Here is a 16,693-nt window from a genome sequence, read left to right on the forward strand (position 1 = left end):
AATAATGATTTATATTAAAAAAATACGATCAATTTTTGTATCAAATTGGTCGATGTCAAATTCATCATTTAACATAAAATCATAAGCTATTGATATTTTATAATTTTTGGATTTTAATTTAGCAAAAAATCGATCATAATATCCACCACCATGACCTAGGCGAATGTTTTTGTTATTAATGCTAACTGATGGAACGATAAATAAATCTAAATCATTATTTAATGATTTAATGTCAGCAATTGGCTGTTTGATTTTAAATTTTTGATCATACAAAAAGTTAAAATCTTGAATTTGATAAAAATTCATTTCATCATTTTGTTCAATTCTTGGTAAAAAAACTTGATATTGATTAGCTAATAATTTCTTTATTAAAGAACTTGTATCAAATTCATAAAATAAGTTACTAAAAATCCCGATTTTTCTATATTGATTTTGGTTAATAAAATCATAGACTTGATTAGTTAATAACTGATCAAGTTTTGGCTTTTGATCTGTGTTAGCAAACGCTTTTAATTGTTCTAATATTTTAGTTCTTATTAAGTTATTATTCTGGCTTTGCATAACTAATCAATTTATGATTTTTTAAGATCTCTTGCGTGCCTGCTTTTTTATCTTTAAAAGTTACTTTAATTGTTGAGTCATTAATTTCTCTAACAATACCTTCACCAAAGATTTTGTGATAAATTACTTCACTAATAAAATAATCGTGCTCTTCACTTTGAGTTGAGTTTCATGCGTTAAGAGTTGATGAATTTTTCTTGCTATCATACCAACCATCTTCATCGGTTAAAAAATCATAGCGTTTAGTTATGATTTTTGAATTATCTTGTTTATCAACTACATCATCACTAATTTCATTTAAAAATCTTGAAGGAAGATATTGATCGCCAGTTCGTTGTTCGCGATCTTGATGCGAACAAATTCATAATTGCTTTTTAGCACGAGTGTAAGCAACATATGCAATTCTGCGTTCTTCTGCAATTTTTTCTTTGGAATTAAACGCATTGATTGCTCTTGAACTTGGCATAATGTTTTCATTCATATTAATGATGAAAACATTTTCAAATTCTAAACCCTTAGCACTATGAATAGTCATTAATTTTAGTGCGTTTTTATTCTTGATATTTTGATTGCTGTCAATATCACTTTCTAATGCTAAATTTTCAATAAAATCGTTGATTGTTAATAATTCATTACTTTCTTGTTGGTATTCTTTTTCATAATTCAAGATGAAATCAGAAAACTCATTAACAGCATTGATCTTAGAAGGTTCAGCAATAAAATCTTGATAGTTAGTTTGACCAATTATGATTTTTAATGTTTTAGATGGAGTCAAACTATCTTGTTGGTCTCTTAAACTTTCAATAAGTTTTTTAAACTTATTGACATTATTTTTAGCATTCGTTTTTAAGTTAGTTTCATCTAAATAATTTAATGCTTCAAATTGTGTGATATTTCTTTTTTGCGCAACTTGCTTGATTTCAGCTAACGCACTTTCACCGATTGATCTTTTTGGTGTATTGATAATTCGTTCAAAAGCAATATCATCGTTTGTATCAACTAATTTTAGATAAGCAATTAAGTCCTTAATTTCTTTTCTTAAAAAGAATTTATAACCACCATAAATTTCATATGGAATACGATTTTCTTTAATTAATTTTTCTAATGTTAATGAACTAAAATTGGTTCGATATAAGATTGCAAAATCTGAGTATGAACATTTTTTTGAATCGACCATTTCTTTAATTTGTTCAATAACAAAACGGTTTTGATAATCAGTGTTATAAAAATGAACTCATTTAGGTTTATTACCTAAATCAGTTAAATCATAAGAAATTAAAGATTTAAAATAACGGCTATTGTTATGTTTAATTGCCTCATTTGCTAGATTTAAAATTGCTTGTTTTGAACGATAATTTTGCGTTAAATATTTAATATTTAAATCAATAAAATCTTCACTAATTGAATCACCAATTTCACTACTAGCACCACGTCAACCGTAGATTGATTGATCAGGATCACCTACTAATAAAAAGTTATGGTTTTTTTCTCTTAATAATTTAACAATTTTATATTGAATTTCATTAGTATCTTGGAACTCATCAACTAAAATTGCTTCATATCGATTTTGCCACTTCTTTAAAACTAATTGGTTTTCATTAAACAACTTATAAGTAACATTTAATAAGTCATTAAAATCGATTGCATTTAATTCAATTAATGCTTTTTGATAATCATGATAAAAACGATCAAGTGCTTCAAGCACTGCTGGTATGAAAATGTAATTTTCACCTAATTTATTTACATCAGATTTTAAGAATTGACGGATTGTTAAATTATAGGTTTTAGCATCATTGATTACTGACATTATTCTGGTTCTTTTGAAATCAGAATAATAAGCATAATAGTGTTGGTATTTTTCAGATTTTAATAAATCATCAATGATTTTTGATTGATCAACTTCGTCCAGAATATTGAATTTTGGATCTAATCCTTCAATGCTATGAACTTCTTCTCTTAATACTTGAGCACAAAAACCATGGAAGGTTTTAAAATTAACCTTTACTTTTTCTTTATTTAAAAGCCCTAACAAACGATGGTGCATTTCTTTAGCAGCTTTGTTAGTAAAAGTGATGGCTAAAATTTTATGTTCAGGAATATTGAAATGCTCAATTAAAAAAGCAATTCGTGAAGTTAAAACCTTAGTTTTACCAGTGCCAGCTCCTGCTACGACAAAAAGCGGAACTAAGTCACTAGTCACAATTTCATATTGTTGTTTATTTAAACCTTTTAGATAGTTATTCATTATGATTCGATCTCAAAATTACCTGGTAGATTTATTTCAATTTTGCTTGGTGTAATTGGTTCATTAATTTTAATTAAATCAACTTTAGTTTTTAAATCAATCATCACTAAATGCGCTATTGAATCATGCAGTGCAATTTTTTTAGAACGTACGATGATTGAAGCAAAAATAATGAATAAAATTAATGCATAAATTGAATAAAACCCTCTAAAAATACTAATAAAAATAATGATATGAATTGGTTGATTTAAGATGTTAATTACCAAGAACAAATTAGTAATCCTAATTTGTTCTTTCTTATCAAATGCAAATAAACTTATTCCCATCAATAAGATAATGCCAACCAACAATCCGTAAATTAATAAATTATGCAAGAACAAATGACCAATATATTTTTTGTATTCTTGTCGCTCAATTAGTTGAATCTTAAAAGCTAAACGAAATAACGTTTTACCCTTAGTTAAATAAGGAATTAAAACAAAATATAAGCTAAATAAAATAAAAGTATTGATTGCTACAACAATAAAAAAGACGCTAATCAAATAATCAGTTCAATATTTATCAAATAAGAAATTAATTAAATAATTAACACCAAAAGTAATTAAACTAACAAAAAATAAATCAAACAAACCAGCAAAAATTCTTAAAGATGCTTTTGCTGGTTCGTATTTTTCTTTAATGTTTTTTTGTTGGTTATAAAAGATAACATCCATTATTTACTATCATTAAATTTTGTTTGAATTCAAGATAATTTAGGTTTAAACTTCAAGAAATAATCTTTTCATAAAGGATCTGAAATTTCTTGAAGGTATTTGTTCTTTTCGTATTTTGGATAAAATCTTAACAACAATTCGTGAGTAATTTTAATTGCGTTACGTTTGTTGTAATCTGAGAAGTTTGAAGTTAATAATAATGAAATGAAGTGATAATAAGTTGTAATAACAGCAGCAAATTCTAATTCAGCTTGGTATTTATCATTTCATTCATTAACTTTTTTAAGGTGATCAAACTGGTTGATTTGAAACAAGATGTCATAAATGTTGTTACCTAAGCTGATTTCTTTTCTACGCTTAGCTGCTACTTTTTTGAACAACACACATTTTTTAGCCTTGCCATAAACTTTTAATACAAAAATACCTGGTTGGTAGTGAGTTGTATTAAACTTAATTTTTTCATCAACTAATAATTTAGTTTTAAATAGTTTGTCATAAAAATTAAGTGATGATTTTAAAATTAAACTTTTATTAAAAGTTTCATAGATTTCTAAATTGTTATTTTTAGCATCAGCAATTTCTTTTTTAACATCATAAAAAGAAGGTTCGTCAATTAAGAAATTAATAACATCAACTTCGTTATTTAGTTCTTTGATAACATTATTTAAGTCATCAAGAATAGCTGGTTTAAAAGTAACTAATTGGTTGGTTAATAAAGTATATTCGCCACTAGCTAACTGAATACCTAGATTAAAAGCTTCACCCATTCCTAGTGATTGTGAAACATTAACAATTTGATAATCTAAATCAGGATACTTGCTTAATTCTGTTTGTCAAATTTTAATCACATTTTCATTAACATCATCATTGACAAAGATTAGCTCATGATCTTTGAGATTGTTAATGTTGAATAAAGAGTTTAAAGAAGTTTTTAAATTGATAATCTCTTGGCTAAGATAATAAATGATTGAAATTTTTGACATAATTCTATTTATTATATAACATAATAAAACTAGTTTTATTAAGTGGTTTTATTAATAAGTTAGTTATAATATTTTTGATTATTTATGGATCTTATGAAGTTTAATGGTGAGAAAAAATTCGTATTCGATATTAAAAATATCGTTAATTTCAACATCCAACAAATTAATAAAACTTTTTTAGATTCCAATTTATTTAACGAATCATCATCAAAAATCTCTAAAAATAATTACAAATTACTAAAAGCCAATAATGAAGATTTTTTTGATGTTCAGTCATTATTAAATGAAGAATCAATTGGTGATATTGTTAATTTTTCTTTAAAAAAAATTAACAGTATTATCGGAACAAATGCATTAAATCATTTTGATGTGATTCGTCATGATGAATATGGTGAACCGTTTTTTGTAAACATCACTCATATTAATAATGATTTTGAAATCGAAGCAAACCAGTCACAAGACTTACGATTTGTTTTTGAATTATATGTTAAAGATTATTCTTATTTAAATCAGTATTGTGACAAGATCCAAATTAATTTAATGTTTGATGAAATTAATAAAATAATTTCAGGAAACTTTGTATTTTTTAAACAATCTTCTGAAGTTGATTTTAATAATTTTTTAAAACAAGTTTATCGCAATTTTTTCGCAAAAAACTTCTTAAAAGAACATTTAGCTAACAACTCATTAAGAAGCCAAATTCGTTTATTCGAAGATTTAGCAATTAACAAACAAGATAACTCGTTTTATCTATCTTCAAAATTAAAAAACCAATTTGTTAAATCTTTAAAAAACCTTGATGAAAATAATGAATTAAATATTGATCATGAAGAATTTTTTTATTCAATCAATATTTTAAATTTCATTATTTTAATGATTTATGAAGATTTAAAAGCATTCTTTCAATCAAATAAACCAGTAAGCTTTTTAGATTTCATTCAAAGAAAAACTAATTTAAGTAATGTAAAGTCTAATGCTTATGCTGAATTAGATTTTTTAAATCTATTTAATTACATTAATAGTAAGTATTTCTTTAACCACGAACTTAATATTCAACAAGAAGAAGTTGAAAGTTTAGAAGATGCTCTTGATTTGATTAATGAATTTTATGAACTGTATGAGTTTGAAGAAAAATCATTATCAGATCAGATTTTAAATTTCGAGATTTTATTAAAAGATAAACATTTAGATAATTATCAAATTATTGTTTTGATGTTGATGTATCCTGAAATTTTTGGTTTAGATACCAAGAATTATATGAATACCAGTTTGGAAGTTTTATATAAAACTTGTGAACAATTTAATGTTAACGACCAATCTGATTATCAAAAAAAACATGATGCAGTTTTATGTGAATTAAACCAAAACTATGAATGTTTTATTAATCCAAATAAAGATTTTTTAATTATTAAAAGTTTTTTTGAAAACCTCAATTTATTTGAAATTTATAACTGAGCATTGATATATGATCATTTATATGAATCGAAATATTTAAGTATTTCTAATGCTTTTTATCAACAAAAGAATGATCAACCGCAAATCATGCGTGAGTTATTAAATGAACTAAATCAGTTAAAATACTACACACTAAAACAAATTTATGGTTTGGGTAATATCGAGATCGTGCTTAATAAATTAATGCAATACAATGATTTTGACAACACGATTAATCAATTTATTAAAACGATTAATCGTGATGATCAGATGTATGGAAAATCCAAAGAACGGCGTTACTTATTATTAGGGATTATTACTGCATTTTTATTTGGTTTAATGGATTTTTTAACAACGATCTTTTCAATCCTTCCAGTTAAACAAGAAGATGCTGAAATCTCTTCAAAAAACATTGCAAGTATTATTGTTATTGCAGCTGGTTCGTTTTTAGCAACGGTTTTATTAATCATCTTGACAATCAATGTCTTTAAAAGACATTTTAAAAATAAAAAGAACAAAAATTAGGTTATGGATTCTATTAAAAAAAACTTAGAAAAATTAAACATTAGCACAACTTATCCTTTTTATATTGACAATGTTAATGTCAAGTTTTTTAACAGTTTACAACAACACCCCAATAAGTATTTTGTTAATAAAATCTTACCTAAAATCAAAAACCAACTAGATAGTGATGAATTAGAAAAACTAAAAGAACTAGATGATTTAACAAGAAAAGATCGCATTAAATTAATGCTAAATTTAGCATTAAAAAAGATTGTTTCAAAAACAGGTTCAGCTGATTATGATTTTTTTAAAATCATAAATTACGACCAATTCCACGAACCACTTTATATCTCTGAAAAAGAAAGTTCGATCAATGAACTGGCTAATGAAACTTATCAAGAAAGACGTTATAACTACTACATTGATGTTAATAAGGATAGTTATCTATACCAATACGCCCACCGAATCAACTTATGATTTTATTTAAATGAAGAAAATAAAATTTTATCTGGTTCATTCAGTTTTGAACTAGTTGATCTTGATGAACAAGATCTTAATGATGAGATGATTTATGAAAAAATTTATCTAGTTTCATTGGTTAGATATTTTATTTTCAAACAACTTTATCCATTATCATTAAACAATTTATTATCAATCATTGATAATGATGATTTCTTATCAAATTTTGATAAGAAAAACGAACGTGAACAACAAAATAATTTAAATAAAAATATTTATAAAAAATCATTAAGCTATGAAGTATTAAAAAGTAACTGGGACAATTTGATTACTGAAAAATTCTTAGTATATAAAAACTATGATGAAAATAAAATCAACCAATTAAAAGATGATTTATTTTATGCAGTAATGAATTTAACGATGATCAACTTGGTATTGTATCAAGAGTTAAAGTCTTACTTTAACTCTGATAATCCTGAATTGATTTTAAGTATTCTTAAAAACCCAACTCAGATTAAAAGCGATCCTGACCAAAGACCTTTTAATGACTTTATTGAGTTATCAAAATATTTAAAAGAAAAGTATAAGAAAAAACATCATAAGAAGATTGAATGAAACAAGATTGATAATTTTAATGAACTAATTGATGAAGTTAGTCGCCAGCAATCATCAGAAGATTATGAATCATTTAATACATCAATTAACTTTTTAGAATTAAAAGTTAGTGATGATCAATTGTTCTTATCATCTAGTGATTTATTGATGCAAAATCCGAACTTATTCTTAATATATTCATTAGTCATCAATCCACACCGCTTTGGTTTAAATTCTAATACTACTCAAATCGTTTCTTATAACGATTTGATGAAGAATCTAAAAAACCTACATTTAACGAATTTATCAAAACCAAATTTAATTAAAGACATCAACCAATCAGAAGTTGAAATCAATAAGAATTATATTAGTTACATCAATGCTTCTAGCGATGTCGTGATTATTAAAAAAGACGATCACAATTTAATTGATTTATACATCTGAGCATTAATTTATTCTGAAAGTCGTAAGTGGATTCATCATGATATTGAATATGACTTTAATAACGATCGGATTGTTAAGAACTCAACATTCTATCGTCAAAAAATTGAAGCACTCGAAAACTTAAAGTTTGACTGGTATGATGATTTTTATGGAATCCCAACAATAAAATCAATTGTTAAAAAAATTGATCAGATTTCTAATATTAAATCATCAATTGATATTTTAGTAGCAACAATTAAACAAAAAGATGCGTTACTAAAAAAAGACTTTGAACGTAAAACGATGGTAATTGCTTATGTGGTTGCTTTATTCATTGGATTTATTAACTTCTTTGGGATGATCTTTACGATTTTAGCCGTAACTGAACCAGAAAAAGGCGTTAATACAACCAACATTATTGTTATTTCAATTGCCTCGTTCTTAATTTCATCGCTAATAGGGATTATTAGTTTCTTCTTATTTAAGTTATCTAGAACTAGAAAGAAGAAGTAAGGATAAATAATTAGTTTTCACAAATATTAAGCACAACAAAGATGCTTAATATTTTTTTTATTTTTACAGCTACTAATCTATTTAGATTAATTTTTTTGTTTTAAAAAATTAAAAAATACATATTATATACAAAAAATATTTTTATGAATTATTTTTACATTTATTAAAATATCTTTTCGAGGGGCAAAAATATCACCTAAAAAATGTATATTAATTGACTTAATTTTTATTTAAGTCTTTGATTACATTGCTATTTAGGGCTGTTATGAATTTTTATTAATAATTTTATATAAACAATGATTACTGAAACGTTATCCAAGACATTGAGTAATACTGATTTATGAGCAGCTATTATCTCAACAATTGGTATTATTGCGCTCGGCTTCATTCTTGTTAAAGTGAAAGTCTTTAAACAAGAATGAAAGGGCATTTTAAATTCCATCGTACTAAAAGTAGCTCTTCCTGCATTAGCATTAACAGGATTCATGAGCAATATTAGTATTGAACAATTAAAAGAAGAAGGAGTAATTTTAGGAGTAGGTTTTGCTTTTTATATTGTCTTCAATATTATTGCATTAACATGAGTAAAATATTTCCCAAAATTATTACCTAAGAAATTTAATAAACAAACACAACTACAGATCCAAAATCAAAACGGATCAGTTCAAGATGCTTCAGTTAATACTGAAGCATTAAGCAATCAACAAGAAGATACTGCAAAAAGAGGGTTAGTGATGTGAATGATGCTAATCTTTGGAAGCACAACTTTCTTTGGATTACCTATTATCAGGGAGTTATATCCTAGTGATGGTGTAATTGCTGCTAATCTTTGAAATGTTCCATACCGTGTATTTTTATACTCATTATGTTTCATGGTGATGTCAGGATTGAAGTTTGATAAGCAAAATATTGCAAAATCAACTAAAACTGCTTTATTAAACCCAATTGTTATCTGTACATTCTTAGGTATTGTGTTGTGACTAACGCAATTAATTCCAGGTGCTTCTGATTTTGGCAAAAACTTTGTTGTACTACCTAAAAATGGTAATGGATGATTTAACTGAAAAGTTACCATGCCATATTTCCACAAGCCTATTAGTACAATTGGTAGTTTATCTTCACCATTAGTTTGATTATCAATTGGTATTACTTTAGCTGGAACTAAACTGGTTGATTCAGTTAAAAACCCGTGAGTTTGATTATTCTCATTCCAAAAATTAGTGATTATTCCATTAATTGTTTTCTTAATTATGTTGGGTCTGGTTTGAAGTGGATCAATTGGTAAAACTACAGCAATTCCAATGTTGATATTTGCTTCAACACCGCCTGCAACAGTTGTGGTAGCTTATTCAATGCAATACAAAGTTTGCGAAAAATTTGCTTCACAATGTTCAGCACTTGCAACATTACTAGCTATTATTTTTATTCCTTTATGAATTATTATTGGTGATGTTGCTTTTAGTGCAATTATTTAAGTACATTAAGGATATTAGTTAATAATGAAAGTAATATGTTTTGGTGTTAGAGAAGTAGAAAAACCATTTTTTGAAAAATTCAATAAGGGTTTTAATTATCAACTAACATTAAGAAGTGAAGCATTATCTAAAGATAATGTTGAATTGATTAAGGGTCATGATGCTGTTATTTGTCGTGCTAGTGACAAAATAAGCAAAGAAGTGTTAGATTTTGCAAAAGCAAATAATATCAACTATGTATTAACTAGAACTGTTGGTTATGATCATATTGATATTGCTTATGCTAAGCAATTAGGAATCAAGATGGCTAGAGTACCTAGTTATTCGCCAACTGCAATTTCAGAAGTTGCTGTTAGCATGGCTATTGCTTTAAGTCGCAAAATTATTCATTTTTCTCACAAAGCAACTAATAAAGATTTTAGATTTGATGGTACTGGTTTTGCTAAAGAACTTAAAAACTCTGTAGTAGGGATTTTAGGTACGGGTAAAATTGGTTATGAAACAGCTAAAATGTTTGCTGGTATAGGGGCTAAGGTAATTGGTTTTGATCCTTATATTAATGAGCAAGCTAAATCAATCCTTGAATATAAATCAATGGATGAAGTAATTGCGCAATCTGATATATTATCTGTTCATATTCCGTTTATTAAGAATGAAAATGAAAAGATGATTAATGATAGCTTTATTAACAAAATGAAAGATGGTGCGATTCTAATTAATTGTTCAAGAGGGCAATTACAAGATGATCAAGCAATCTTAAAAGCAATTAAGAGTAATAAGCTTTATGGTGCAGGCTTAGATGTTCTTTATGATGAGAAGCAATACTTTGGTAAACAACTAGAAAAAATCAATGATCCAGTGGTTCAGGAATTAATTGATTTATACCCAAGAGTTTTAATCACTCCACACATTGGTAGTTATACTGATGAAGCTGTATCTAATATGGTTGAAATTTCATATCAAAACCTTAAAGAATATTTAGATACAAAAGACTGTAAAAATAAAATTTAATCCATTGTTAAATTTCTTTAAAAATAATTAAATTTTACGGTAAAAATAGCTAAAAATAAAATATTAAGCTGATTGTTTTAATGCATAAAGCTTAATATTTTTTTATATCTAAATATACAAGAATTAAGAGTTTATTATTCTTGATATTTAATTACAAAATGAAGCAATAAAAAGTATGATATTTTTTTAATTTATTCAATGTAATAAACCTGATTAATTTAAATCTAAAATACAACAACCAAATAGTTCTATTTCTTTATGTTGTTATTTTTATTTATTGTGTTATTGATATTCTAATACAAATGTTAATATTACTTTTTCGTTATTAATAACAATAGTTATTATTTGCTTTAATTTCAAGGCAAAAAAATTAATGAATTGTGAGTTAATGTTAGAAAGGAAATAATGTGTCCAACAATTCACAAACTGGGCTAAACAGCAAACCAGAATCTAGTTTTGCTAACGCTCCAATGTCTAAAAAAATTGGATTTTTTTCTGCAATGTTAGTTGTAATTGGATCTTCTGTTGGTGCTGGAATTTTTATTAAAGCAGGTTCAGTATTAGGAAGCTCACAAAATTCAATTATCTTTGCAATTTTTGCTTGATTATTAGCTGCTTTTGCCGTAATTTCTATGGCAATGGCACTAATAGAAATAGGAAGTGCTAGAAATGATAATCTATCTTTAATCGGATGATGTCAAACGTTTAATTCAAGAATTATTTATAAATCATGTAAGAACTTCATGGTTTATATTTATTTACCATTAACATATTTTTTTATGCCACTTTATGTGGTTTTATCAATTCAAGATGGAATAAGTGCAATAATTCCTAACACTAATGGCTTTAATACAAAAGCAGACTGATCAATCTTAATGGTGATTACAATTTTAGTATCAGTTTATTTCATAGTAATTAATGGGATTTCTTCTAAAATGGGTAATATTCAAAATTGAATTATTACTAGTTTAAAATTCTTTCCACTAATGTTTGCAGCAATTTTAGGTTTTGTAATTGTTGGTATTAATGGCGCTGTTACTGATAAAAATTACCATGCTGAGTTTAGTCCAGAATTTAATTTAACTAATTTAGGGCAAGAAGGAAAAATTGATTTTTCTAAATTATTAAGTTTAAATTCGCTATCACCTGGATTTGGTTTATTCATTGCAATGGGTGCAATCTTCTTTGCATTTGATGGTTTTTATGTAACTGCTGGTATTCAAACTGAAATGAAAGAACCTAAGAAAACTCCTTGGGCAATCTTATTTGGAATGATTGTTGTTACTGTGATTTATTTAGTAATTGCAATATCAATGTCAATTGGTGCTAAACAAGGTTCACCAAGTGGGTTTCAAGAGTTTTTATCTAGCCATAACCTTAACTGATTGTATGCTTTATTCCAAATTTTAATTGGTGTAGGCATGCTTGGAATTATTAACGGATTTGCTTTATGATCAACTCGATTTATGGAAGATTTAATCCGTGCTAATGAGGTTCCGTTCAGCACAAAATTAGTTAATAAAATCAATGATAAAAGAGCTGTTATTGGGATTTTGTATAACTTGGTATTAGTAATTCCAATAATTATTGTTTTCTCAATAATTGGTGGTCTAGGTTATGTTGATTCTGCTGGTTATGGACAAAGTTATGGAACTGGTAGTGCTGAATTATATTCATTTGCTGATTTAATGGCAACATGAACATCTGTAATTGCATTTGCTTATATTTTATTTGCGATTATTGGAGCCATTAAAAACCGTAAAACTAATCGAATTAAGGTGCAAAAAAGTAAGTTCTTCTTACCAATGGCATACAGTTCAATCATTAGTATGATCTTACCAATCTTCTTTACGTTCTTTGCTCCGATTGCTGATTTCTTCTTGATGTTTTTAATTCCTATTAATGACAACTGAATTACGACAGTATTAGTGCCAAGATTAATGATTGTAATCGTATTAATGCTATTCTTAGCATTAATGTTTATTCCAATCTGAATTGAAGATTATATGATGATCAAAAAGTTTGGTTCAATTGAAAAAGGTGAGATTGATAAGATTAACAGAATGGCAATTGTGACCAACAAAACTTTAAAAGAAGCATTATTAGCTCAGATTAAAAATGAGAAACGCACCATTCTAAATGAAGAAGAAAAAAAGATCTTAAAAATCAATAATCTAGAAGAAAGTAATCTAACTTTTATTCCATTTAGATATTAGTTGATTAACAAAATCATTGCTTTTTATAAAAACTTGTTAAGTTGTTATTTTGTTTGTTTAATCTGTTAAAAAAGATTATTTTTTAAACACCAATAACTTATTATTGAATTCTTTGTGGATCAATAATAAGTTATTTTAATCAACAATGTATTTTAAAACATCTTGTTTAGTTCATCCTTGATTTGAATCGAAGTTAATTTTAATTCCCAGTTTATTAATATCTATACCTAACTCAAAATTAAAGTTAGTATAAGTAAATAAATTATTATGATCAACACTAACTACAGTAGGACAAAATTTTAAAGCATTTTTATCAAATAATCAGATATGATCTGATTTATAATCCAATTTCATTAATGTAATTCCGTCTAATTTTGTTGAAGTTAAATCTAAATAATCAATTAGATTTTTTTTAGCTAATTTAAGAGCTAGTTTATCTGGAATGATCATTACTAAATCCTTTTTTTGAATCGGTTTAGAATTAAGAACTAAATCATTGATCCATTTTGATCTATCTAGATAACCGATATTAAACTTATGAGTTTTATTCTTAGATAAAACATCAACAAAATTATTAATCGTTTTTTTAAATTCACTAAATTTATTAATATTAGCTTTTAGTGTTATTTGATTAGATAAAACCTTTTTAGCAAATATCTTATTCATTTGAGCTTGCAAACTGACAGTTTTGTTATCTAAACGATCATTGAAATCACTTAAATCACTTTTGAGTTCGTTTAATGATTTATCTCCAAAAATATCTTCTAAAAAAGCGTTTTGTGTTTTGATGTATTCTTCATAGAAAGAAAAAAGTACATATTCATAAAATTCTTTGACTGCTTTTTTAGTTTTTATTTCAGTCATTAAAACATTAGCATCAAATTTATTAATTAAAGAAAACTTAAAATCAGCAACAACAATTCCTTTGCAAGATTTAGCTTTTTGCATTGTTGCATTTTTGTATGCTTGTATTAATTTTTGGTTATTAAAAACACCAGGACATTTTAAATTATTAGCATAATAACTAAGCGGTTTGATTAAAAAAATACCAATATTTTCAGGTGTTTGTTTAAGCTGTTTGTATATATCAACAATAGATAGTGCGCTAAGTTCTGAAATTGTTTTAGCAGACAATAATTGTCTGATACTTGTTTTTTCTAGAAGTTTTTTAATTTCTTCTTTTTGATCTTTTTTAGTAATTAGTCCTTGTTTTTTAATAATCATTTAATGTTTGCTTCTTTATTTAATTTATTGATTATATTAATCTTATTATTTATCAATAATAAAAACCTAAATAAAGACGATTAGTAGTTGTGAAATTGGTTTTTAAAAAAGAATTGATTTAACAAAATCTATAGTTTTATAGTTTATTCTTAACTAACTATTGATAAGAATATTTATTTTAATATCCTTATTATTGAGATTCATTAATAAAAACAACTAACTAAAATTATTAATTAAGCGAACAATTATCAATATGGAAATGAATGACAATAAACAATCATTAGATTTAGAAGAGAATAATAATACCGACGATGATCAAAAATGAATTAATTCTTCTAATGAAGCTTTGGGCGAAGAAATTGAATATTGAAAAAATCAATTTAAAGACAAAATTATTTTAGTTGATTATGAGATAAAATATCAACAAGTTTTCTTTGATTTTTTTAAAGAACATTTTAATGATTTAAAGCTTAAAAAATTAATTGGTTTTGATTTTTTACAAAAAATAAAGCAGATTCGTGAATATGATTATAAAAATGATGAAGTACAAGAATTAATTTTAGAAGAAAAAGAAGAAAAAACTTATTCAAGATACGATCTTGTCAAAACACTGATAGAACAAAAAAGTGTGGACATTGTGTTGGCTGCACCTCCTTTTTTGAGTAAAGAAAAACAACAAACATTCAAAGAGTTTTGCGATTATCTTATCAAACATAATAAAAAATTCTTATTTGCTAATTTTGATTATGCATTTCAATGAATTAATGATTTTATTGTCGATAACAAGATCAGAATTGGGTTTAATGTTGCCAGTGGTTTTAAAGATCGATACTTTGGAAAAGGTGAAAACAGTACATGAAACAAATTATTTTATACCAATTTGGATTATGAAAAAACTGTTGAAACCAATCTTGAGACTAAAAGTATAATTTGAACTAAAGAAGATTTTAATGAACATCCTAAAGTTTTTATAAAAAATAAAAACAAAGAATTTTTGATATTTTTTCAAAGTGATAATCCAAAGAAAAAAGAATTGAAAGCAATTACTTCTAGAAATATAACTTGAAAAGATATTCCTACAGATTATTATGACGAGGTTATTTGTCACCGAGGATTGATGCAATGTTTAACATCAAATAATTTTATATATGAAGGTTATTGTTTATCTAGCGATTTAGAATTTGTTGATCGTTATAAAGAAAAGTTTTCAAAACTTTTACCTAATTCTAATAAAGAACCAATTCCATATGTGATTGTTAGAAGAAAGAAACCTTCTTTTGTTGATAAAAAAGTTAGCGAACCGATTATTGGTTATAACCAAATCTTTTATGGCGTTCCTGGTTGTGGTAAAAGTTATAAGATTTCTGAAAAAATAAAAAAAGAAGGTGCAAAATATTTTAGAACAGTCTTTCATCCAGATTATTCTAATGCTGATTTTGTTGGACAAATCATTCCTAAAATAAATGATGATCTAAGTGTTAGTTACTCATTTAACCCAGGCCCGTTTAGTTTAGCTTTACAAGAAGCTTATAATAATTTAAATGAACCAGTATATTTAATTATCGAAGAAATTAATCGTGGTAATGCAGCAAGCATTTTTGGAGAATTATTCCAGTTATTAGACCGTGATGAAAATGGTTGTAGTCAATACGGAATTAACCATGTTAATTTAATGGACTTTTTAATTAAAAACAACGGTAAAAAAGAACAAAACATTAATGCTTTAAAATTGTTAAATCAGAATAATTTTAGTTCTGAAAACGATCATGAAAATTATCAAATTTATATTCCTAGCAATTTGATAATTTTAGCAACAATGAACACAAGCGATCAGAACGTCTTTGTTTTAGATACAGCATTTAAAAGAAGATGAGAATTTGTTTCAATTTCAAATGAATTTAGCGAACAAGAAGAACATCAAAACTATTTCATACCAGGAACAAGATTAACTTGGAAAAAGTTTTTAAACAAAATTAATAACGAAATTCTTGACACTAAAAGATCGTTCTCAACCCTTGAAGACAAACGCTTAGGTAAGTATTTTGTTAGTAAAAAATTCTTAATTAATCCAAATGATAATAACCAAATTAATAACAACGAAATAAAAAATAAGTTTGCTCAAAAAGTCTTTGAATATTTATGAAACGATGTCTTTAAATTTGAACGCAAAAAAGTGTTTAAGGAATCATATTTTGATGATCAAAATATGAAACAAGAGATTAAAACATCAGAAGATTTGATTAATGCTTTTGTTCAAGGTTATGAAATATTTGATGAATCCGTTGATATCAAATTCTTTAAGAAAGATGAAATTAATCAACAACAATAAGAAATACTA

General features: G+C 25.8%; 11 protein-coding genes. 6 read left to right on the forward strand and 5 right to left on the reverse strand.

Features of this window, described 5'->3' with window-relative positions:
* Positions 1 to 9: 9 nt before the first annotated feature.
* From JJE79_RS01795 to JJE79_RS01810, 4 genes are read right to left on the reverse strand one after another with little or no spacing between them, the layout of a single operon-like run.
* Positions 10 to 561: a 5-formyltetrahydrofolate cyclo-ligase gene (locus JJE79_RS01795; protein ID WP_222926776.1), complete on the reverse strand. Its 552-nt coding sequence runs from the start codon at positions 559 to 561 to the stop codon at positions 10 to 12.
* Complete coding sequence (locus JJE79_RS01800) at positions 545 to 2,806, reverse strand: ATP-dependent helicase (protein WP_222926777.1); 2,262 nt, start codon at positions 2,804 to 2,806, stop codon at positions 545 to 547. The genes JJE79_RS01795 and JJE79_RS01800 overlap by 17 nt, the downstream gene beginning before the upstream one ends.
* Positions 2,806 to 3,519: an RDD family protein gene (locus JJE79_RS01805; RefSeq protein ID WP_222926778.1), complete on the reverse strand. Its 714-nt coding sequence runs from the start codon at positions 3,517 to 3,519 to the stop codon at positions 2,806 to 2,808. The genes JJE79_RS01800 and JJE79_RS01805 overlap by 1 nt, the downstream gene beginning before the upstream one ends.
* A complete protein-coding gene (locus JJE79_RS01810) occupies positions 3,519 to 4,502 on the reverse strand; it encodes a glycosyltransferase family 2 protein (RefSeq protein ID WP_255565867.1) in 984 nt (327 codons plus the stop codon). Before JJE79_RS01810 ends, JJE79_RS01805 begins: the two co-directional genes overlap by 1 nt.
* Positions 4,503 to 4,586: 84 nt before the next feature.
* Between JJE79_RS01810 and JJE79_RS01815 the strand changes: the two genes are divergently transcribed.
* The 5 genes from JJE79_RS01815 to JJE79_RS01835 all read left to right on the forward strand — a co-directional run bounded on the left by JJE79_RS01815 (position 4,587) and on the right by JJE79_RS01835 (position 13,131).
* The gene (locus tag JJE79_RS01815) at positions 4,587 to 6,461 is read left to right on the forward strand and encodes an MPN337 family protein (protein WP_222926779.1); all 1,875 of its coding nucleotides are present in this window, start codon (positions 4,587 to 4,589) and stop codon (positions 6,459 to 6,461) included.
* Positions 6,462 to 6,464: 3 nt separating this feature from the next.
* Entirely contained in the window at positions 6,465 to 8,429 is a 1,965-nt protein-coding gene (locus JJE79_RS01820) for an MPN338 family protein (RefSeq protein ID WP_222926780.1), read from the forward strand.
* A gap of 296 nt (positions 8,430 to 8,725) precedes the next feature.
* A complete protein-coding gene (locus JJE79_RS01825; protein ID WP_222926781.1) occupies positions 8,726 to 9,904 on the forward strand; it encodes an AEC family transporter in 1,179 nt (392 codons plus the stop codon).
* A gap of 24 nt (positions 9,905 to 9,928) precedes the next feature.
* Positions 9,929 to 10,915, forward strand: a complete 987-nt coding sequence (locus JJE79_RS01830; RefSeq protein WP_222926782.1) for a 2-hydroxyacid dehydrogenase — start codon at positions 9,929 to 9,931, stop codon at positions 10,913 to 10,915.
* A 407-nt stretch (positions 10,916 to 11,322) separates the two neighbouring features.
* Entirely contained in the window at positions 11,323 to 13,131 is a 1,809-nt protein-coding gene (locus JJE79_RS01835) for an APC family permease (protein WP_255565868.1), read from the forward strand.
* 135 nt (positions 13,132 to 13,266) lie between these two features.
* On the opposite strand, the gene JJE79_RS01840 is transcribed toward JJE79_RS01835, so the two are convergent.
* Positions 13,267 to 14,355: a hypothetical protein gene (locus JJE79_RS01840; RefSeq protein ID WP_222926783.1), complete on the reverse strand. Its 1,089-nt coding sequence runs from the start codon at positions 14,353 to 14,355 to the stop codon at positions 13,267 to 13,269.
* Positions 14,356 to 14,614: 259 nt separating this feature from the next.
* Between JJE79_RS01840 and JJE79_RS01845 the strand changes: the two genes are divergently transcribed.
* Positions 14,615 to 16,684: an AAA family ATPase gene (locus tag JJE79_RS01845; RefSeq protein WP_222926784.1), complete on the forward strand. Its 2,070-nt coding sequence runs from the start codon at positions 14,615 to 14,617 to the stop codon at positions 16,682 to 16,684.
* The last annotated feature ends 9 nt before the right edge of the window (positions 16,685 to 16,693 follow it).

This window comes from Mycoplasma sp. E35C (assembly GCF_019873825.1).
Taxonomy (GTDB): Bacteria; Bacillota_I; Bacilli_A; order Mycoplasmatales; family Mycoplasmoidaceae; genus Mycoplasmoides.